Origin of the sequence: Paenibacillus sp. BJ-4, from assembly GCF_020404765.1 — a bacterium.
GTDB lineage: Bacteria > Bacillota > Bacilli > Paenibacillales > Paenibacillaceae > Paenibacillus.
The window spans coordinates 102,695-124,114 of record NZ_JAIVEM010000027.1; the positions used below are offsets into that span (position 1 = coordinate 102,695).

The window sequence follows — 21,420 nt, forward strand, 5'->3', positions numbered from 1 at the left end:
ATGATATTTATTAAGCAAGTTTATTCACTTGTTTTAATTCTGTATTTAGTTTTTAAAGGAATTAATGGTTTATGATTGATAAAAAACACATGCAATTGCGTAATTTTTGTTCACGGCAAGATAAACCTTCATTTCGAACAAATAATCAGTCGCCGATTGATTTCCGACGACTGGCCGCTTAACTTGTACAGTGTTGTGAGCCCTTCTCACAAACGGGGGCCAGTCCTAACCGTGAAAGGTGGGCTTTTTTGTATGAAAAAATTTCAGCTTAAGGATAGGTATTCTGGTCAAATTATTATAATATGAAAGGTATAAAAATTTTCAGTCCATAGGAAGTATTTACAGAAAGAGAGTGGTGAGTTTCCATGCAGGAAGAAAAGTTAACACGGGGGTTAAAAAACAGGCATGTACAGCTGATGGCCATCGGAGGGGCTATTGGTACCGGCTTGTTCCTCGGGGCAGGAAAATCGATCCATCTGGCAGGTCCGTCCATCCTGATCGCCTACATCATTACAGGTATGGTTCTGTTCCTGTTAATGCGTGCATTGGGAGAGCTGCTGCTCAGTAATTTGGAATATCATTCGTTTGTTGATTTTGTAAAGGACTATCTGGGGAATATGGCCGCTTTTATTACCGGTTGGACCTACTGGTTCTGCTGGATTTCGATTGCGATGGCAGATCTGACGGCGGTCGGACTGTATACTCAATATTGGTTTCCGCAGATTCCTCAGTGGATGCCGGGGTTAATCGCCCTTGTGATTCTGCTCCTTATGAACCTGGCCACGGTTAAGCTGTTCGGGGAGATGGAATTTTGGTTTGCCCTGATCAAGGTATTGGCGATTCTGGCTCTGATTCTCGTCGGTTTATTTATGATTGTCAAAGGCTTCTCCACTACCAAGGGACCTTCGAGCTTCGTTAATCTCTGGAATCATGGCGGAATGTTCCCGAAAGGGATTCATGGTTTTCTGCTTTCTTTTCAAATGGTGGTTTTCGCCTTCGTAGGTATGGAGCTTGTTGGACTGACGGCAGGAGAAACCAAGGACCCCGAGAAGGTAATTCCGAAGGCTATCAATAATATCCCGATCCGGATCCTGCTCTTCTATATCGGCGCACTGCTGATCATCATGAGTATTTATCCGTGGAACGAGATTGTACCCGGTGAAAGTCCGTTTGTACAGGTATTCACAGCCATTGGTATTACCGCAGCAGGAGGGATTGTCAATTTTGTTGTGCTGACATCTGCGGCTTCAGCCTGCAACAGTGCTATTTTTAGTACAAGCCGGATGGTGTTCTCCATGGCCAAGGACAGCAACGCTCCCAGTTCGTTGAGTCGGCTGAACAGCAGAAAGGTTCCGTCCAATGCGTTGCTGTTCTCCAGTATCGTTATTCTGATCGCGATTATCCTGAACTATGTAATGCCTGAGGGGGTATTTACCCTGATTACGAGTGTATCGACCGTTTGCTTTATTTTTGTCTGGGGAATCACCATAATCAGCCATCTGAGATACCGCCGCACGCGGCCTGAGCTGGCCCGCCTCAACACATTCAAGCTGCCGCTGTACCCGCTGTCTAACTATATTGTGCTGGCTTTTCTTGTCTTCGTTCTGGTCATCTTGGCATTGGCCGAGGACACGAGAGTGGCGCTATTTGTTACACCGGTGTGGTTCATTCTGGTAGCTGCAATCTATTTGCTCAAGAAAAAAAGCTGGAGTTCGAGTGAATAGTAATATCAGTAACATATAAATTTGTTGTAGAGTAAAGCCGCCCAACTGGATTGGGCGGCTTTACTGCTTCTATAGAGGCTGAAGACTCCTCTACATCTCAAAATCTCTGCAGCCATTCTAGAATTGAATGCACAGCGTCTTTATAGCACTGCCCTACAAGGATTCGGGTAAGCGAGGTATTTTCTCTAATAAATTGTTACGCTCTTATAATCGCCTTCCAAGCTAGATCAGTGATATGACATGCTACGAAAAGTTCGGCGCAGATCCTCGACCCACTTGTCCGGAATCTCCCAGGGGATGAAGTGTCCCCCATGTTCGTGGGCAGTGATGTTGACATGGTTATACCAAGGAGCACGATCACTGTCGAGAAAATTTTGTACGCGATTTTCGGTCGTGATACCCGGCGGATTTTCGTAGCCCACGAAGGTTATACCCGTTGGTGCCTCAATGACAGGCCAGCGATGATGAGCGGGTGTCCATGGATAGCGGTTTGCGTTCGCATAGACGCGCATTGAGGTTTCGATGGCGTTGTTAACCCAGAAGATGGTTGCGTGTGTAAGGATATCGTCCTTCGAAAAGACATTCTCGATGCTACCTTTATTGTCACTCCATCTGGCCCATCGTTCTAAGATCCATGCGAGCATTCCCACTGGAGAGTCACTCAGTCCGTAGGCCAGTGTGCTGGGATCAAGAACGTGCACGGCGAGATGCGATGCAAAACGATGATCAAACTTCAAAATCTCCGTTCGGATTTTCTCAGGAAGGTCGTCGGGAAGGGGACGGCCTCCGGCTAGATCCCAAGCGCGGTCTCCGTTAAACAAGCTCAGTTTTTGAGCAGACCCGATATGAATCCCGTAGAGCTCATCACTATATTTGTGTCCCAGTTGACCCGTCACGAGAGCGCCTACATCGCATCCCCCTGCCGCGTATTTATCGTAGCCGAGAATATCAGCCATGAGTGTATGCCAGAGATCGGCAATTTTCCAAAAGTTCATGTCCGGGTTGTTTGGAAGTGGAGTCGAAAATCCGAACCCTGGAAGTGAGGGTACAATTACATCGAAGGCTTCAGCCGGGTCGCCCCCGAATGCACCAGGGTCTGCTAATGGATCAATAACTTTAGACCAATGCCAGAATGTCCAAGGCCAACCATGGGAGAGGATTAAGGGTGTAGGATTGGGCCCAATGCCTGGTTTACGCATAAAGTGCACAGGAACTCCGTCAACATTGACGTTATAGTGCTCGTAGGCGTTAATCGCTTTCTCGGATTTGCGCCAGTCAAACTTGTTAATCCAGTAGTCGACAAGTCCCTCAAGATAGTTTCGACTAACGCCGTAAAACCAGTCATCATTACCGGCATCGAGAGGCCATCTAGTGGAATTTAGACGATTTTGAAGATCAGCGAGTAACTCATCCGATACGTAGATCGGACTAGGTTCAAGTACGAAAGGAGCTGTTGTCATAAGTGTTCCTCCTTGTTCGAATGGATGCACTAACTGCGACTACGATTCATTTTCAAGTTCGACCAGACGCTTCAATGCGGGTAATGCGGATGCAATGGCCTGTTTTTCCTCCAATGCGAGCCCTTCAATGAATTTTGAGAGCTGCGCCATGCGATCCAAACGACGCGAGTCAATAACATTTGCGCCCAGTGCGGTAATATGTACTTGAACCACTCGTCCATCATTCGGATCTGGTCGACGCTCGACAAGTCCGTCTCGTTCAAGTCGGATCACCAACTGTGTAATTGCCGACTGCGTAACTTGCTCAGTAGCTGTCAGCTCAGTAAGTCGCATGGGGCTCCTGCGAGACAATGTGTGTAGAACAGAAAGCGTAGTGAAGCTTAGTTTTTCAATAGATGGCAACCGAATGAGTATCCTCGTCAGGTCTTCGATCACCATGGTAAAATCGGCGACATTGAGATCGGTAGTATGAGTTTTAGGTTCCATGTCAAAAATTATATCATTAATTTATATAAGTTTCTAATATAATTAGCATTTATAAAAATAGCCAGTAGCATAAAATTCTATAGCTACTGGCTCTAAAAATTCAAATCAGAGATATCTAATTTTCGTGATGAATATGTTTTATTTGAACTTTTTTATATAATTTTTTTGCTCCTTTGTAAACATATAGCCACATCGTTCGTAGAGCCTGTGAGCATGTATTTCGCCGTCATTTCCTGCTCCATCTGTACCAGTACCTTCTCGAGTGTCAGAACGATATGTGCTTGTGAGTATCCATTATAATTGACACTAAAAAATGCCCTTTCCGACGTTTTTTACAATCTCTAATTGAGACATATTACAATTATGAATGAGATTAGTTGCTAATTCTTCAGTATTAACTGACACAATCATCTTTACAATGATCTTAATGTCCTCGGTAATATTGAATCAATGGTGGATTTTCTGGGTCATCTGGAGTCATATGTTTTACAAATATGTTATTCACATCATCATAGAAATCTTCGTACTCAGTATCCGCAGGGCTGAAAAATTCCTTATCCACAATGATAAGTTGCTTGTTTGATAACTCATCTGAATACAATTGATAAATCAATTTATAAAAACCCTCAAATATATCGCGATTTTCTCTCTCGCTAATATTTTTCATTGGTGTATCGATCATTAGGAACGAAGGTAACTGAATTTTCTTTTTTGCTGCTAGTCGATGAATTGCTAAAACGTAGCAGCATTTAAATATTGTTTTCTTTCCCCCGCTACCCAGATTAGCAAATTCCGTAGTAAATAATTCACCTTCTCCAAATCGTGTTATTCTTGGAATAAAATCTGACGTATTGATCTCAATATAGTCATTAGATTCTATCCCTGGAAAGCCTACTATTGATAGGTTTTCAATAAAAAATGTCTTTAATTCTTTTAAGTTAGATGCATCCATTTCTGCATGGCGTCTTGCATTTGTCAACTCGTTCTTTAATTTTTCTTCTTCTTTTGCTAGTTTAGCAACTTCTAAGTACACTTCCTCTACTCTGTTAGGCAGTGGGAGTAAATTGAGCAACTCCTTCCTTCTCCCCTCATACTCACCTATCTGTCTTTCTATTTCTCGTGCTTTTGCCAGAAAAGATGAATCATACTCTTGATCCAACTCCGTTATTCTAGAGTCTAAATCAACTTTATTCTGTATAAGTAAAGCTCTTTCCTTTTCGACTGCATTAAGTTGTCTTTCAAGCCTCTGTATAGAATCCTTTAGCTCACTTTGTCTAACTTTTAGATCTGCTTTAAGTAGCTCAAGTTCCTCTGTGTCTGTAGACTCATTAATTGGTTGTGTACATAGTGAACATGTACTTTCAGTTTTCGCTCGTTGACTTAAATCTTGACCACATTGAGGACAACTACAAAAATCAATGCCTTTCAACAGATCCCTAGAAATTTTTGATCGACTCACTTTTACAGAAGAAATATTATATTCATTTTGTAATTTTTTTCGTCACAGTTTCGTCATAACGGTTAGAGCCTTGATATTTACGTCAATCATATTGATTTCTTGTTCTATATCCGTCTCCATAAATGTCCCACACAGACCGAAACCCGCATTGTTGACAAGGTAGTCAATAATAATTCCCTTTTCCTGAAGCTCGTTGAAAATCTCCTGTGGTACCCCAGTTGCCGCTACATCCTTGGCAATAACCGTCGCCTGAATGCCATATTTTTTCTGATACTCCTGTGCAAGATCCAATATTTTACCCTCGCTACGAGCTACCAGCACAATATTATGTCCACCTTTGGCAAATCGATCTGCTAACTCTTTACCAATCCCGCCCGATGCCCCTGTGATTAAAACTGTTTTTCTCATTTGGTGCCTGCCTCTCCTTTTGGTGAAATTTTATCCATCTGGAATGATGTTATAACATTATTAGAATGATTATTCTAGAAAGTTCAAGTTAAACGGTTATATTAGTATAAGCTGCATGGATAGATTCGTTATACGAAGAAGTTTCTCTTTGGAAATAGAAGTCTTGGCTATCACCCTCAGCCCAACCCCTACATTATGCAGATACTCTGCCAATGCCTCAGCGCTATACTCGGTTGTGAATTCACCTCTTTGCTGTCCCCACAAAATAATGTCCTCAAATAGTTTCTCCGTATTCGCAAACATCTCCATCGATCGGGTATTGATGTCGTCATCAAGCGCCGCTAATTCCACCGTTGAATTCACGATTAAGCAGCCTGAACCCGGATTCTCTTCTCCATGAATCAAAAAGCCAACAATACACTGAAGTGCTTCCGTTGCTGTTTTGGAGCGCTTTACCCCTGCTGCAAGAGTGGTACTAATTTTTTGATTATAAAGATCTACTGACTTTAGAAAGAGCGTATATTTGTCGCCAAATGTGTCATACAAGCTTCTACGGTGAATTCCCATATGCTCAACCAGATCGGCCATGGATGTTTTCTCGTATCCTTGTTTCCAAAAAAGTCTCATCGCTTTTTCTAACACAACAGACTCCTCAAATTCTTTGCTTCTCACTATTTGGGTCCCTCCTGTTCAGAAAAACCATCATGGAAACACCTTAATTGTATTTAAAAGGTAAGAATCACTTTGCCCTGGGAATGACCCGCCGACACTTTAATCAATGCACTTTCAATGTCATCAAATTTATACGTTGAATCAATTGAGGGCTTGATACCTTCTTTTTCTACAAGGATTGTGATTTCTTGCAATTGACTCCCGCTGGAATGCACAAATAAAAAGCGATATTCTTTTTGATTCTTACGCGCTAAGGAATCCAGGCGAGCACCCACGAGACCAAACAATGCTCTTTTCCACATCGGAAGTTTACTGTCCACTGCAAAACGATAATTGGGTCCCGCTTTCAAAGAAACTAATTTTCCATGTGGTTTCAAAATGCTCAGTTCAGCTTTGATCTCATCGGCACCTAAGGTGTCGATGACATAATCGATATCGAACAGGATGTCCAGATAATTCTCTGTCTTATAATTGATGAACTGATCTGCTCCGATCGACAGTGTACGTGATCGGCCTCTTTCGCTGCCACTTGTAATAACCGTTAATCCCATGGACTTGGCAATGGGAATGGCCATCGCACCGAATCCTCCGGTTCCTCCAGGAATGAACAGCTTTTTATTCGGCTCGGCTCCAAGTACATCATGCAATGCTTGATACGCAGTCAATGCAGTAAGGGGTACCGCAGCAGCTTCAATAAAAGATAAATTCTCAGGCATTATGGATAAAGCATCTTCATGGACAGCCGCATATTCAGCAAAAGCACCAATTTTATTCAGCGGCAACCTTGTATAAACAGAATCTCCCACTTTAAAATTCAAAACTTCATCACCGACTGCTTCAATCACACCAGATAGCTCATTCCCTAAAGTTAAAGGTAACTTATAGTCGGCAATCATCCGAACGCTGCCGTTCATATTCATAATATCCAGTGGATTTACACCCGCTGCTTTTACTTTGACAAGGACCTCACGACTATGGATCTGTGGTATATCGACATTATTTATTTCCACTTGGATTTCTTTGGAGTATTTCTGTATTTGGGCTGCTCTCATCATTCATCTTCTTCCTTTGCTAATAGACTATAAACATGGCGTACAATGTTCAGTTGTACGCCACGTTTCATGCTTTATGCTAGTGTATCTCCTTTTACAACTTTTGTTCTTTCAACGTTGGATAATCTGTATAACCTTTGCTCCCCAAACCAAAGAATGTTGTGGGATCTGCTTCATTTAGTGGCGCCCCTTTTTGAAGTCGTTCAACTAAATCCGGATTGGCTAAAGACCATACCCCTACAGGTACCACATCAGCGAGACCATGATCTATATCCACAGTGAGATCCTCCAGAGCTCTTCCAGCCCGATTGACCAACAATGGATTCTGCCAGATTTCGCGAATGTCTTGGAGCAGCGGTTCATTACCAAGATGCATGACGTGAAGGTAAGCTAGATCCAAATCAGCTAATTCCTTTACAAGATAACGATAAAGTTCAGGACCTTGTTCACCATCCTGAATTCCACCAAGAGGTGTCCCTGGTGAAATACGGAAGCCTGTTCGTTCTGCTCCAATTTCTTCGACGATGGCCTTTGTGACCTCGATCGCGAAGCGAACACGATTTTGTATAGATCCTCCATACTCATCTGTACGTGTATTCGAATTTTCTCCGAAAAATTGATTAATCAGATATCCATTGGCTCCATGAATTTCGACGCCATCCGCACCTGCTTTAATCGCCGCTGCTGCTGCTTTTCGGTAATCGACGATGGTCATTTGAATATCCTCTTTACTCAATTCCCGCGGAACGGGGATATCCTGCATCCCAGTAGCCGTGAACATTTCTACACCAGGTGCGATGGCAGAGGGCGCAACAGGTTGACGATGGTGGGGGGTATTGTCTGGATGTGACATGCGACCCGCATGCATTAATTGGATGTATACATATCCACCAGCTTCATGCACAGCATCCGTAACCTTTTTCCATCCTTCAATATGCTTATCGGTATAAATGCCAGGTGACCACAAGTAACCTTGTCCATCATCAGAAGGTTGTGTACCTTCCGTAATTAGGAGTCCCATGGTTGCACGCTGAGCATAATAAAGTGCAGCTTGCTCCCCCGGTGTACCATCTTCTTGTGCTCGACTGCGTGTCATGGGGGCCATCGCTAGTCGATGGGACAATTCCATGTTGCCAATTTTCGTTTTACTCCATACCTTTTCCAATTAAATACACTCCTCTTCAAATAATATTTAACAAATGTATTAGTTCAATTCTGAAATGATTGGGTAGATTGAACCTCTCAGATGGAAATCATAGTTCTGATCTACAATCCCTACTACCACCTCGTTACGATCATACAGATCGATCATGAAGCCCGCCATTTCTTTAGCTGTATGGTACTTGGGCATATTTGCCTTGTAATCAAAATCTTCAGTATCTATTGATTTTTTCACAAATTCCGTTTCCGTTATCGCTGGTGCCAGGATCTTCGCTTTTAGTTTTGCACCTTTCAGTTCCAGTTCTTTAGCAAGCCCTTCCGTGAAGGCACTAACGTAGTATTTCGATGCAGAATAAGCAACACTACCAACAGCGATTGCATATCCAAGCGCTGAAGATACGTTAATTAATTGAGTGCCTTCGACATCTGCGTAATCTCCCACATACAGTGTAGAAAGGATGGTCAAGGATTCAATGTTAACACGCAGCATCGTCTCCACTTTATCCAAATTCTGATTAGCAATGAAGGAGCTGTCTCCAAGCCCAGCATTATTAATCCAAGTCTCGATTTGATATTCCTTCAAATCGTTATACAGTGCGTACGCTTCTGCTGTAACAGACAGGTCACTTGTATGAACGATAACATTTATTTTAGGATCAATACTCTGAATAGTGGATTTAAGCTCTTCCAATTTATCCAATCTTCTCGCTACCAAAATCAAGTTCTTACCTCGTGCTGCAAATGCCAATGCCGTCTCATATCCAATTCCGGAACTTGCTCCTGTAATCACTGTGTATTTCACCATATTCTCTCCTTCTGTCCTGCAGATTAATGTATATAAGATCATGAAACTTATTTAGAACGATCGTTCTATATTGTGCAAAAAAACTGTTAGATCTAACTTGCTGTTATGATATCAGTTCTAGAACGAACAGTAAAGAATTATTTTTATCACTATCCTTTTAATTTGAGAACAACGTCTCTTGATTTCTTGAAGTGATACAAGTTCTTTGTTAAATTAGATGGGTAAGAACTTGTATCATGAAAACAGCCAGTCCTTATTAAGGTGAGTTGTTGTAATCCATTTTATTCTAAAACAAATAGTGTCATATCAATAATATTCATTAATTTTTGTTGATCTGTTGAGGTCTTAATTAAAGTACGCAGTCCTAACCAAGCATTCATTAAATAATGAGAAATAACTACCGGGTCAAGATCAAGCTTGATCTCACCAGTTTGTTGCCCTTCCAGAATAAGGCTGGTCAAGAATTCCTCCGTTCGGGTATAGCTCTCGCTAACCAAGGATGAAACTTCGGAATCCAATACACCCAGTTCCACGCCTGAATTGACGATAAAACACCCTCGTGGTTCTCCTTCGTGTCTTACAGTCGACATAAACATCTCACGGATTACTTGTTTGGTTGATTTTTGTTTTTCTATAAGGTATTTCATTTTGCTGGTCTGCTTCGTTTCATATCGTTCTAGAGCTTTCATAAACAAGGCATGCTTATCACCAAAGGTATCATATATACTTTTTCGATGAATACCCATAGACTCAACCAAGTCTTGCATCGAAGTTTTCTCATATCCTTGTGTCCAGAACAGATGCATTGCTTTATCTAATACTTCATTAACTTCGAACTCTTTGGATCTTGCCACCGTCATCACCTCGAATAATCATTATACATTTTAGTGATTGTTCGGCAAACTGGAAATAATAAAATGAATACAATCAAGTCACTTAGCGTTTGATTTTACTCTGCGTGAATTTTTAAAGCCATATGGCATGTTTGCAGCTAATCAGGCATGCAGCCTTTTTTCCAGAGTATCCAAGGTCATTGACCGCATCCAGGATATCAGCTCAAAAGGATATCGCTTTTCTTAGCGTGCGTTTCACACAGTTACTCATTTGCTGAATGAGCTTGTGTAAAGCCATGATTTTATTAAGCTATCATGCCCAATAGTTGAATAGCGGCAGATCTTTTAATGTGATTCCGCCGCTAACACAGGCTAAAAGAATCGGCGATATAGTTCTCTCCGTCGTTCTCCGCGTAGTTGAGCATAGATTTAAGATAAATTAATTCTAGTTTGCTTCAACTAAGAGGTTTTAGACTGAGGCTATTTAACTAAAGTTTCCCGTTAGCTTAATGAAACAACGTCAGCCTAATACTTTATTTTCTTTGGACATCAGGAACAGAAAAAAGGACGTATCACCGTCCTTTGTCTATCGGAATAATTTATGGCGCTCCCAAGATAATTTAAGCTTTCTTATTGCTCAAACAATCGAAGTACCGTTGCAGACATCTTTTGCTGAATTTCTTTTTTTCTTTTTTCGAATGGTTCTCTCTCAGGGAGTAACGTAATTTTCTCACGTTCTTGATCAAATTTAGGGTCATCTGAGATTAACGATAACCGTATTTCATCAAAAATAGAAATATCATAATATTTTTCGTTCCCAAATAAAAAAAATAGATCTTCTTGAATAATTCTCTTTTTTAAATCGGAATAATGCTCGAATATTTCAGGATTTAACCACCAATCTTCTGATGAAACGATCACTCTTTCAATGTAATTTAAAATATTGATATCCGAGCTAAAAATATAATCCAAAAAAGAGGCGAAATATTCTAAATATTTATAATCAAACATAACCAAAAAATCTGTACAATCTTTATACGGTATATTAATAACAAATAATTCAAACTCTTCATTGCCTAAACGGTACATATACTTTGTGTTTATCGCAATAGGCACTTGGAAGCTTAACTTTTTATAATAGATACCTATATTGGAGATTTGAATTGTATTAACTGAAAATGGATCTTTTACTTCTAGTTTAATTTTATCTATTTGCATTAAATCAGATAAACGCGTTTGAAGATTTTCCAGTCTAGAAAGCATACTGCAATTTTTATGCATAGCGTTCATTACTACATTTTCATAGGTATTTATTAGTTTTTCCAAAACGCGTGTTTGAGCAATCAAATATGCACTACTAATTGAGTAATTGTAACTAATTGATCTATAAAGTTGAGTCACGATGTCCATATATGTTTGTATTGAATGGCTATCTAATTCATGAAATAACTTTGTATCATGATTCCCGCAAAAACCCATGAAAGTAGAAGCATCTTTATATCCGATATCTCCAATGTAATATTTCTTATCAGGGTAATTCCTTTCAGATTTTGGAGTCAGTAATATTCCATTCTTTGCAATTTCACGCAACGAAATAGCTTGAGAAATTGAATGTGATGAAATAGCAAAAGCATTGCAACCTGCGTGCATGCATTTACTATGCTTACTCTTAAGTTTGTTAAGAATTTCATTATTTACGGAAGTATCAAACTCGATTCCTGGGTCAACCTTTTTGTTTTTTTTTCGTCATGGTACGCCTTATCCCTTTTAGTTGACTTAATGATATATTTATAAGATCCAATATTAAGCATCACCCTAATTATAGAGGGTATGATATTTATACCACTTAAATATAATTTTACATAATCTTGAGTATACGTATATGAGTGCTATCCTGCCCGTTAGCTTAACAAAAAGGAGCAGCGCTGCCGACTGGCATGACTGCTCCTTCGGTGTTTTGATCTAACGTTTTTGTAGTAATTTATAGCATTGATTTCGATTGGGTATTAAATCCTTCGGAGTGCTAACTTTTAGACACTTCATAGAGAACAATAGCAGGTTTAGCAATACTGAACCAGCATTGCTTGTTTTTAAAAATGTTTGTTGTGCTCATTAACTATTCAAACACAAAAACCCCCGATTGACTGTCTGTCTTATTTTCTTATTAAAACTGTCAAATCCCCTTCAAACACTACCTCCTCTTTCTCATTAAAAGTTGTTAGTAAAACAGTTACTAATCCTGATTCATTTCGTTTCTCCTTCAGTTCAGTGACCTTCACAAGTGTATACAACTCGTTTCCTGGATATACAGGCTTTATAAATCTGATATTGTTCATAGCAGTCCCTGCAATGACCTCATCTCCATAATTACCTGTCTCACCCAAAGTTTAAACGAAACTGCTAGAGTTTGAATTCCTGACGCTATGATTCCATTAAATCTCCCCTGTTTCGCTTTGTCCTCATTTAAGTGCATATATTGTGGATCAAATTCAGACGCAAATCTGGTGATATCCTCCTTGGACAATTTCAATGACTTGGTTTTGAATTCTTGTCCAATATAAAATTCTTCAAACCGCATTTATTACACCTTCTTGTTTTCATATTTTCTATGCCCTAGTGTATCATTTATTAAACTAACCTCCCGTTAGCTTAATGACGGCTTATATTTATCTTTTTCTAATTCACTCAATGTTCCTTGCGATATACCAATAATCTGTGAGAATTCAATTTGATTGAGCTTATTTATTTTCCGAATACCCTTTAATTTTTCGCCTATAGTCTTCATTGTTCCACCTACTTATCTATAGAAATACAAACAGTCCCGATGTAGAAACCTTTCATCGGGACTGTTTGAGTTAAGGTACCATATTTTCTTGTAGGTAATCTTTAATCATGAGTAAATGTTACATTTGCAATAGCGAAAAAGTCATAAAAGCCACTTCACAACTTTAATGTCACTGGACAATTAGTTACCCAACGTTTTATCTTAATTATAATTGAAGTAATTTCTATTTAGCAAATCCTCTTTTCGAAGCATCATTATTTATTATTTCATCATCATATAAAGTAGAAAAACCTTGATTCATCAGTGTTTCTGACGAATCAAGGTCCTCGCTCTGTCTCAAACATGTATTGCAAAAAATCTCATTTATTAATTACATTTGTCTCAACTATAATGGTTACTCACTGTGCGGTGTCATAATTAGTGAGAATATCACCAAAAAAATACCTTATAGATCAAGTCTGTTTTTCATAATTAGTGAGAAAATTATCGTTATCCAACTCATGCAAGTCACAATTATCATAATTAATGAGAATATCCTCAATACTGTAATGTATAAGTATACATTCACTTGTATAGGCTTCATATTATCTTTATTAGCACTAAAAACATCAAAAAGAATTGCCATTGACAAACTTTTTCAATGTTTAATTTCAACTTAAAATAGGGACAATATTATCATGGTTTTAGAGTTGCTTTCTTAAAAAATATGAATTTAGAAAAATCATTTTGGGCGGGGCTTTGCCATGACAGAGCGTTATTTTCTAAAAAATGTTGCAAACGCCCTAACTGCAATAGATGATGCTATAATGCATTTCCACCAGTAAAACCACTCTGTAGCACTAAATGCATCGAAACCGGGATGAAGGATTTTTTTCTGATTCCACAAAATAATATCGGAATACTTGTCCGTGAATCTTTCGGGTAGTAGTTATCTTTAAAAAAATCAATGCATTAAGAAAAATTTAGTTTTTTAAAATCACAACTACTAAGTTAACTGTAAATAATCTTTCAATTCTGATATCCAAAATAACAAAAGGCCGACATGAACTGTCGCCCTCTAATTAAGCCGTATTTACATTTCAAAATTTTTAGAATATGATAAGTTCCTCAATCAATTAGGTAAATTCCTTCATTACAAAACCAATCATCTGCTGCTAAACATTCGTACAAAGACTTCTTCCAATTATTATTATAAAACGAAGAGTAATCTTCTACAAAATCCTCCAGATACCTCTTTACAGTTTCTGGGCCAGCATCTTTATGTAATTTACATAAACGATACTTTTTTTCGGACAGTTCTAGGGCCGCCCTTAAACTAAATAACTTGCCCAGTTCAAAAAATGCAAAATGATTCTTAACTCGTTTAATCATAACTTCGTCCCAATTTTCAGGTTCAACAACGTAGTAATTTACAAAAATCCCCGAGTCTCTATTAATTCTAGAGTACAACCATCTCTCCGTCTGTATATCATCATAATAAGGATGTATTGGCTCATCGTAGCTCGAGAGCGCAATTTTTGCACTCTTCTTTTTATTGCACTTGTTACACGATGGCACTAAATTAATTGGCGTAACTACTAAAGTAGGATAATTTTTCTTTGGTAATACATGATCTAATGTCTCGACTTCTCTTTCGCCACATGATGGACAAATCCCCTGTTTTGGGGCTTGAAAGATAGTATCATAATAAGACCGTCCCGTACCTCCGACCATTCTGTAATCATATATTTTTATCATATCGCTTTTATTTACAGCATTATTTACGGTGTCTTTTTTAGGAAATGTATATAAAGAAGTCGTAGATGCTAATTCTTCATAAAGAGATTCGTCATTAATTACCTCCTGGGAACAGTCGGATAATAATTTTTTTAGTGAATTATCTTGAACTGAGTCAATACATGCATTGAATACATCTACAACACCAAATTCTGGTTTTTCTAATTTATTCAATTTAGTTCTCCTCTATTCTTCTTTTGTAGCTAATAGTGATCTCACAATCGCTTTGGCCTCACTTCCTAATTTCCCGCTAAAATACTCCAAAACCTCTTCATAGTCACTAGATTTATCAACCGTTTCTTGTAACATTCTATGGAATCCAGAATTCTCAACTTCCAGTTTAAAGACCTCTCTTGTGAGAGATCCAATATTTTCACCAAAGGTTTCGATAATCGGGCGCTCAGCTTTCAAAATCCTAGTTATACTACTTCTTAATATCCATACACAACTTTTTGGAACCTCTTGAAGAATAACTGGCGAATGCGTCGCTATAATACTAACTCCATTTCTAGCAATTAACAAATCGGATAATGCCCTTGTAAATGCCGCTAACAAAGGAGGATGAAGGTGCCCTTCAGGTTCGTCAATCAAAACCAGTGATTTTTCCTCGACCAATTCAACCAATTTTGTTGTGGTAAGTAACACAATCTTATGTCCGGAGCTCAACTGATTAAATAGCCTTGATGCTTCAAGTCGGAATTCTCTTTCTTCCAAATCTTGAAGTTCAGTAAAATTGTATGCCTGAAAGAGAGGGTCCGTTTCTAACATCTCAATCGCTCTAATCCAACGATATTTTGATAGTTTGTTACAAGAATATGCGCTTTTCGCAAATTCTTGTGCAAGCTCATCACTAGTTTTGGTAATGATTCTTTTGTCTTTTTTAGAATATTTTCTTAGTCCTACATAGGAGAACTTAACTTTGTTAAGCGAATTTGTTTCATCCTGCCTATTTTCTTCATTAGAACCAAGAATCTCAGTAGTATCAAATGCACTGAAACTAACATGTACAAGATTCGCAAAAACCTCACTATAATTTTCAACGACATCAGAGTATTCATCAATAATATCTCCATTACTTATATACCCTTCATGATTCGATAAAATTGTTTTGATCATATTATTAATTAAATGAGTTTTCCCCACACCATTTCTTCCAATTAGAGCATGTATATTTGTTGGAGGGTTAGACTCAGGCCTAACTTTAAAAGTTAAGTTTACTGGTTCTTCTTGATTCACTCTATATGTAAATCTGTAATTTGTAAGTTTCGCACCTCCGTGAGCAAGCCTTCTGTACTGTCCTGTGATAGACAAATTTGCTACACTCCGCATTAAAGATTCCCTTGTTACAGTCTCGTTAATAGCTTTATCATAATACTCCTTGTTAAAGGCTATATCATTTAGTGCATTCAACACGTTAGTTCTAATTTTATCGCCCAATTTCTTCAGTGCTTCATAATAAGACTCATCTTGACCTAATGAGAAAAACTTCTCATCTAGTTTATGAAATTCAGATGGAATGCTAGGTCTTCCATCTTCTAATCCAATCTCACCTATTTTCACATTTCCAATATAGTGCTCAGTATGCTCCGCATCAATATATACTAACTTATACATTGTTCTGAAAGTATACCAATCATCCCAACCATCTATTAATAAGTATAATTGATTTGAATCTTTAGATATGAGATCGCTAACAACCTTAATTAACAAATTAATCACTCCTCATGAATCATACGCTTTTGGACAACTTTCCTTAAGAAAAACCATAAAAAGGCCGAGATATTTCTTCTCGACCTTTTCTCTGCGGTACGTCCACTATAAACATATTCTACTTGATAATGGCATATCCAGTCAATTTGCGATATCACAAATTTCTTATTTCAGTTCTACTGTATATCCCTTATCCTCCAGCAACTTCACGATTCCAATCTCACCCAGATAGTGCGCCGCGCCAACCACAATGAAATACTCCTCGTTTTTGCCGTTTTTCAGATATCCGTCGATTTTGTCGGCCATGCCGATGTTCTGGTCGATCAACATTGCTTGGTTGTATTTCTCATCATCGGAGAAGCTATTCGTCAGCTTAAGTAACTGCTCGTCATTGCCTCTTTCCACATTTCACGCTATCATCCAACACATCGAAGTTGACCAGCGTGGCTATCGGGGTTTTCTCTTGCATCTCTTTGGAAAAATCATTGAACTTACCTAGTTGGGACTCGTAGGGATCCCAGCTCAATGACTGGCAATTTGCGTTCGATTACCTTCTGGATGAAATGCAAATCCACTCCTGCGGACGCTTCATTGCAAGTCTTCATCGACTTCAGGCTTGCAAGCGTGCCCTCTATCACCCAAGGCTTGAATGTATCCAGTGCATTCGGCTTCAATCCATTTCACTTCAAAATCTCTTCCAATTTGGTATACGTTTCGCTAGAGATGTGGTCTTTCAGAGTTGTTCCGTCCTGGTACGTGCCTAGATTCAGAACTAGCTTCTGTTGCACCTCGCCAGCTGCTTTGCTGATATCGATCTCTACGCCAAGATAATCCGTCTCGGCAAAAGCCTCTTCGAACTCCTTGCGCAACAGTTAGAAGCTGTCGTCCGCGATATGCATCGAACCTACCAGGTACACCGTGTTGCCATTGCTTTCAACTTCCCACATGAAGCCGCGTCACCCGTCTGGACGGTTACTGTTGCTTCTCTTTTGGATACCAACAGAACTGTACGCGTTGTTGTGTCCCAGTTTTTGGATCGGCTACACTTGCTTGGGCAGATAAAGATGAAGGGGCGAATCTACTATGCCGAAACAAAGACGCACATTCAAAACAGAATTCAAGAATCAAATAGTTTATATGTATAATAAAGTAAAATTAAGGACAGATATTGCTCGTGAATACGACTTAAGTGCTTCTGCACTGGATCGTTGGATTGCACAGAGTCAAAACTCAGGTTCTTTCACAGAAAAGGCCAATCGTACACCGGAGGAAAATGAACTCCGTGCTTTACGCAAAGAAATCCAGCAACTCAGAATGGAGAAAGATATTTTAAAGCAAGCCGCGCTGATCATGGAACGAAAGTAAAGGTGATTCGCAATAACGCGCACAAATACACGGTACCAGCAATGTGCAAAGTCCTAGAACTACCACGTAGTTCCTATTACTACAAACCGGAATCGGCTGAAAATGAAAACGAAAAACGATTGGAGCATGAGACTATCTAGATACTCAATGTCAGTCGAAACAATTATGGAGTCGCATCATGAAAAGTATGGCTTAGTCTCCAACTACACGATTGCTCAGTACAAACCTTCTAAGAGCGATCCCAATGAGTCTCCAGCCCAGAACCACTTACAACGTAAATTCCAACTTGAGAAGCCCTGCGCCGTTGTCGTGAGCGATCTAACGTACGTACGGGTCACTGGAAAATGGCATTACGTTCGTTTGTTGACCTTTTTAACCGTGGTTTCAGCAAGCGGTCCTAGAAAGACAGTATCGCTCGTTTACAAGGCCATTGCAAGCCTATCTATCCGACTTGACCATATCCAGATGTTTCATACTGATCGATGCAAAGAGAGTTCGATAACCAGCGGATCTTCCAAGCTTTATAAACATCTGGTATCATCCATTCACTCAGCGCAAAGGGTTGCCCTTATGATAACACTGTCGCAGAAGCCACATTTAAAATTTTCGCTAACCAGACCCATTTTCTAAAGGAGGAGCAGCTTGCTGTCGAACTGCGCTGAAAATGTCCACTGGCTTAACCACCATCGCATTCACGGTACAATAGGTTACCTCACACCCATATAAGCTAGAAAAGTGCCCTCAAGTTGCTGTACAGTTTTGTATTAACAATCCAGTAGTCATTTCAATGTTATTGAGTGAGTGACTTTATGATTTTTTGTGAGTTTTGACTCGGTTACGAAGACTACTACTCGAGTATGAGTGATAGCTAAAACCAGCTAGCTTTACATATTCTTTCACGATTAAAGCAACGCCTTTATCAGAAAGTCTTTTATCACTTAGATGTCCGTGTTTATTTATTGACCTAAACAAAGCTCCAGACCTAATTTCAGACTTCACCACCCACTCCTTAACAGCACTGACTGGGCAGTTCTTCTCATTAGGATAAAGCGTTAATGTTCCTTCTTTATAATTCCTCTGATTACTTCGTGTTTTCTCAAAATGCACTATTAAATTGTGATCTTGATCGAATTTAATATCCTCGAAGTTGATTGAAACTAACTCGCTCCTATTAAATAAACCTTCATAACCCAATAGTAAAATTGCTTTATCACGAGCACCTTTCAAATTCTGTGGCAGTACTTCAATCAACCTGTTAAGCATTCTTTTATTAATAGACTTTTTGCTACTCTCATCCGTGCCGTAAGTCTTATTCAGTCCAATAATTACGGAGTTTACCAACGAAGTTTTTGGAGTGAGAAATCCTGATGAGAGATGTGCCTGACAAATTGCAACTATCCTTCTTTTTATTGTGCTGGTTTTGTACCCGTTTAGAATAAGGCTTACAATGTATAAAGAAAATTCCCGATCAGTCGCTGGTAAAGACTGATAGCCATATAAATCGCACCAATCCATAAAATCGGCTAGGTCAGAAGCGTAGGCGCGATTTGTACTATATGATTTTGGAATTAAGCTTCTCTTCGTCCTAACTTTCAAAACTTCATCCATCACTTTTGAGATTTTTACAAGATCTGTATCATTTGATATCTGCATATGATACCCCCAAGAGAGAGATATTCTTCAGTTCATTAAAATTCAATTTCTTTTTTTATGAGATATTGCGTTTAAGAGAATGTCCTCTATTTCCTCCTGGAAATGAGCGTTATGAAAGTTCCCTTGGGCTTTTCTTCTTTGGATATAACTCTTCATTGCTCTGCTGACTTTCATAAACGGTTCTCGATTTAGATCACTATACAGTTCTAAAAGCTCTTCATAAAAAACATCTTGGTCTAGTTTTTCAAAAAATGCACAAATATTCTGAGAAGGATCGATTAAAACTTCATAAACCTCCTCCAAATGCCGATGTAGCAGATTAATATCTTCTGCATAACCTTGGTATTTGGAGAGTTTCTTTATTTTTCGTTTATCTAATAAATTGGCCAACTTAAACATTAACTCAATTACTGCGTCCACCGAAAATGGATTCAGATAGCTTGACAGCACAGTATCATCGTTCTTAGAATTCATCAGGATGGAGTGAAAATACAAGTTATGATTATCTTCTTTTTGCTTTATATACATTCTTTTTGCATCCCTAAAATCTCTGCGGCATTTACATATGCCCAAATCTACACTCACGCTTTCAATTTTCCTCCCACACTCACACTCGGATACCATAAGATAATGATGCAAATGACAAGTGGTATATCCTACAAATCTCCAAATGCTCCTATAGTACATTTTATCGTCTAAGCACTCGGGGCATATTTTTATTTTTTCATTTAAGAAGGCTATTTGTTTTAGAAATTCGTTTCTCTTGACCATATTGAAAATTTCTTCGCTGTAAAACATTCTTCTTATCTGATCTATTGGTAAGAATAACGTTTGTTTAAATATTTCTTGTTGCTCATTCATTGTATAATCGTCTATGTTCTTAGTTAAATTAAGAACGTAGTTGATCATGCTTATATTCTGGTAATTATTCTCCTTGAGAATTCTACTCAAATAGCTTTTTATGGTCTCATGCAGATATGGATAAGGTAAACTTAATAGTCTCATGGCAGCCTCAATTCACATAAGTTGAACAGATCTCCTATCTTGTTCACGTTGATTTCTTTCTTGTTCTCTTTTTTGAGTCGATTAACTTGACTTTGTATCTATTTTCCGCATCCTCTTCCGCCTTCATTACTGTTTCAAGATCAAATTCAGGCGAACTAAATGGATTGATTACAAAGGGTCGACCCACCTGCTTAATCTTCATTAAAGCTCTCGATAGGTCGCATTCACCTATTTGATCTGCACCATTCATTGCGGCAATCATCGTAGCCTCTTCCATTAACTTCATAACGTAAAATGGGACCCCTCTTGAAATGTAAAATATTTTACTCGCTAATTGAGGATCGGCCAAATTAGCCGGGTTAGGAAAAGGGAGTTGACTATCAATTTTCTTTAAAAATATGCGAAAGGTTAATATCTCTTCAACTGTACCAAAAGCAAAAGGCTCCATCTCGATCTTATTACAGTATCTTCGATCCAGTTGCGGATTTTTAATAAAGACTTTTACGGATTCTGGCATACCACAAAGAACAACCGCTATATTTATTTCTTCAGTAAAAGTCTTCACCCAATTTGAGGCCGTCGCCAAAACATGATCTGTATCTGCATCAATTAAATGCTGAAACTCATCAAGAATGATCATTTTAGTACCCAAATTCTTGACAAATTTGTGGATACGGCTTGTTAACTCCACTTCCGTTCCTTTATGGTGCAAAGGATCTCCCATAACCTCAAGAACTTTAGACGCCAGCATGCGGTTTGTTGCTTTGGGTGGAACTCGTACATGCAAGACCGGGATGTTTGTGTATTCCCTATCTTCCTCTACAACAATCTTACTCGGATACCTGTCCCTGAATTCTTGAGTCAATGTACTTTTGCCCACACCAGTTGGGCCATATATATATAGCCCTTCGGGACTTACAGATCCTTCCGATAAATGAAGCATCATCTCTAACTCATCAAGAAGCTCTAAGTACTTGGGGTGATGGACAATCAGAGCCTTTAAATGTTCTTTACGTCTTTTCAGTTCGTCGAAATCAGCCTTCATGCCGTTTAAAGATTGGAACAT

General features: G+C 39.0%; 17 protein-coding genes and 4 pseudogenes. 2 read left to right on the forward strand and 19 right to left on the reverse strand.

Annotated features, from left to right (window positions below):
- The first annotated feature begins 365 nt into the window (after positions 1-365).
- Positions 366-1,724, forward strand: coding sequence for an amino acid permease (locus tag LCF57_RS05475; protein ID WP_225999795.1), 1,359 nt, complete (start codon positions 366-368; stop codon positions 1,722-1,724).
- 227 nt (positions 1,725-1,951) lie between these two features.
- Here the strand turns inward: LCF57_RS05475 and LCF57_RS05480 are convergent, their stop codons facing one another.
- The 16 genes and pseudogenes from LCF57_RS05480 to LCF57_RS05555 form a co-directional block, all read right to left on the reverse strand.
- A complete protein-coding gene (locus tag LCF57_RS05480; RefSeq protein WP_225999796.1) occupies positions 1,952-3,184 on the reverse strand; it encodes an epoxide hydrolase family protein in 1,233 nt (410 codons plus the stop codon).
- 39 nt (positions 3,185-3,223) lie between these two features.
- Positions 3,224-3,622: a MarR family winged helix-turn-helix transcriptional regulator gene (locus LCF57_RS05485; RefSeq protein ID WP_225999797.1), complete on the reverse strand. Its 399-nt coding sequence runs from the start codon at positions 3,620-3,622 to the stop codon at positions 3,224-3,226.
- A gap of 472 nt (positions 3,623-4,094) precedes the next feature.
- On the reverse strand, positions 4,095-5,099 hold the full coding sequence (locus LCF57_RS05490) for a hypothetical protein (RefSeq protein WP_225999798.1): 1,005 nt from the start codon (positions 5,097-5,099) through the stop codon (positions 4,095-4,097).
- Positions 5,100-5,174: 75 nt separating this feature from the next.
- Positions 5,175-5,537, reverse strand: a pseudogene (locus tag LCF57_RS05495) (SDR family NAD(P)-dependent oxidoreductase); the annotation flags it as partial.
- A 96-nt stretch (positions 5,538-5,633) separates the two neighbouring features.
- Positions 5,634-6,212 (reverse strand): TetR/AcrR family transcriptional regulator, encoded by a 579-nt coding sequence (locus LCF57_RS05500; protein WP_226000007.1) that lies wholly within the window; start codon positions 6,210-6,212, stop codon positions 5,634-5,636.
- Between the two features lie 50 nt (positions 6,213-6,262).
- Entirely contained in the window at positions 6,263-7,261 is a 999-nt protein-coding gene (locus LCF57_RS05505) for an NADP-dependent oxidoreductase (protein WP_413232183.1), read from the reverse strand.
- A gap of 94 nt (positions 7,262-7,355) precedes the next feature.
- Positions 7,356-8,426: an alkene reductase gene (locus LCF57_RS05510; RefSeq protein WP_225999801.1), complete on the reverse strand. Its 1,071-nt coding sequence runs from the start codon at positions 8,424-8,426 to the stop codon at positions 7,356-7,358.
- Between the two features lie 39 nt (positions 8,427-8,465).
- A complete protein-coding gene (locus LCF57_RS05515; protein WP_225999802.1) occupies positions 8,466-9,224 on the reverse strand; it encodes an SDR family NAD(P)-dependent oxidoreductase in 759 nt (252 codons plus the stop codon).
- A gap of 284 nt (positions 9,225-9,508) precedes the next feature.
- Complete coding sequence (locus LCF57_RS05520; protein ID WP_225999803.1) at positions 9,509-10,081, reverse strand: TetR/AcrR family transcriptional regulator; 573 nt, start codon at positions 10,079-10,081, stop codon at positions 9,509-9,511.
- Positions 10,082-10,690: 609 nt separating this feature from the next.
- Entirely contained in the window at positions 10,691-11,710 is a 1,020-nt protein-coding gene (locus LCF57_RS05525) for a hypothetical protein (RefSeq protein WP_225999804.1), read from the reverse strand.
- 503 nt (positions 11,711-12,213) lie between these two features.
- Positions 12,214-12,638, reverse strand: a pseudogene (locus LCF57_RS05530) (MaoC family dehydratase).
- 66 nt (positions 12,639-12,704) lie between these two features.
- A complete protein-coding gene (locus LCF57_RS05535) occupies positions 12,705-12,845 on the reverse strand; it encodes a helix-turn-helix domain-containing protein (RefSeq protein WP_225999805.1) in 141 nt (46 codons plus the stop codon).
- 1,107 nt (positions 12,846-13,952) lie between these two features.
- Positions 13,953-14,795, reverse strand: a complete 843-nt coding sequence (locus tag LCF57_RS05540; RefSeq protein WP_225999806.1) for an HNH endonuclease — start codon at positions 14,793-14,795, stop codon at positions 13,953-13,955.
- Between the two features lie 12 nt (positions 14,796-14,807).
- Positions 14,808-16,331, reverse strand: coding sequence for an AAA family ATPase (locus LCF57_RS05545; RefSeq protein WP_225999807.1), 1,524 nt, complete (start codon positions 16,329-16,331; stop codon positions 14,808-14,810).
- 165 nt (positions 16,332-16,496) lie between these two features.
- On the reverse strand, positions 16,497-16,736 hold the full coding sequence (locus LCF57_RS27830; protein ID WP_225999808.1) for a TraB/GumN family protein: 240 nt from the start codon (positions 16,734-16,736) through the stop codon (positions 16,497-16,499).
- 275 nt (positions 16,737-17,011) lie between these two features.
- Positions 17,012-17,278, reverse strand: a pseudogene (locus tag LCF57_RS05555) (TraB/GumN family protein).
- Between the two features lie 136 nt (positions 17,279-17,414).
- Between LCF57_RS05555 and LCF57_RS05560 the strand changes: the two are divergent.
- Positions 17,415-18,422, forward strand: a pseudogene (locus LCF57_RS05560) (transposase).
- A gap of 81 nt (positions 18,423-18,503) precedes the next feature.
- Here LCF57_RS05560 and LCF57_RS05565 read toward each other — a convergent pair.
- Genes LCF57_RS05565 through LCF57_RS05575 form a run of 3 tightly spaced genes read right to left on the reverse strand, consistent with a single transcriptional unit; the run spans position 18,504 to position 21,420 of the window.
- Positions 18,504-19,349, reverse strand: a complete 846-nt coding sequence (locus LCF57_RS05565; RefSeq protein ID WP_225999809.1) for a tyrosine-type recombinase/integrase — start codon at positions 19,347-19,349, stop codon at positions 18,504-18,506.
- Between the two features lie 42 nt (positions 19,350-19,391).
- Positions 19,392-20,354: a TniQ family protein gene (locus LCF57_RS05570; protein ID WP_225999810.1), complete on the reverse strand. Its 963-nt coding sequence runs from the start codon at positions 20,352-20,354 to the stop codon at positions 19,392-19,394.
- 43 nt (positions 20,355-20,397) lie between these two features.
- Positions 20,398-21,420, reverse strand: a complete 1,023-nt coding sequence (locus LCF57_RS05575; protein ID WP_225999811.1) for a TniB family NTP-binding protein — start codon at positions 21,418-21,420, stop codon at positions 20,398-20,400.

Coding starts and splice junctions, on each gene's coding strand:
- LCF57_RS05535 (WP_225999805.1), bottom strand. CDS start 12,845: ATGAAGACTATAGGCGAAAAATTAAAGGGTATTCGGAAAATAAATAAG.
- LCF57_RS05565 (WP_225999809.1), bottom strand. CDS start 19,349: ATGCAGATATCAAATGATACAGATCTTGTAAAAATCTCAAAAGTGATG.
- LCF57_RS05485 (WP_225999797.1), bottom strand. CDS start 3,622: ATGGTGATCGAAGACCTGACGAGGATACTCATTCGGTTGCCATCTATT.
- LCF57_RS05570 (WP_225999810.1), bottom strand. CDS start 20,354: ATGAGACTATTAAGTTTACCTTATCCATATCTGCATGAGACCATAAAA.
- LCF57_RS05525 (WP_225999804.1), bottom strand. CDS start 11,710: ATGCACGCAGGTTGCAATGCTTTTGCTATTTCATCACATTCAATTTCT.
- LCF57_RS05575 (WP_225999811.1), bottom strand. CDS start 21,420: ATGTTCCAATCTTTAAACGGCATGAAGGCTGATTTCGACGAACTGAAA.
- LCF57_RS05505 (WP_413232183.1), bottom strand. CDS start 7,261: ATGAGAGCAGCCCAAATACAGAAATACTCCAAAGAAATCCAAGTGGAA.
- LCF57_RS05475 (WP_225999795.1), top strand. CDS start 366: ATGCAGGAAGAAAAGTTAACACGGGGGTTAAAAAACAGGCATGTACAG.
- LCF57_RS05480 (WP_225999796.1), bottom strand. CDS start 3,184: ATGACAACAGCTCCTTTCGTACTTGAACCTAGTCCGATCTACGTATCG.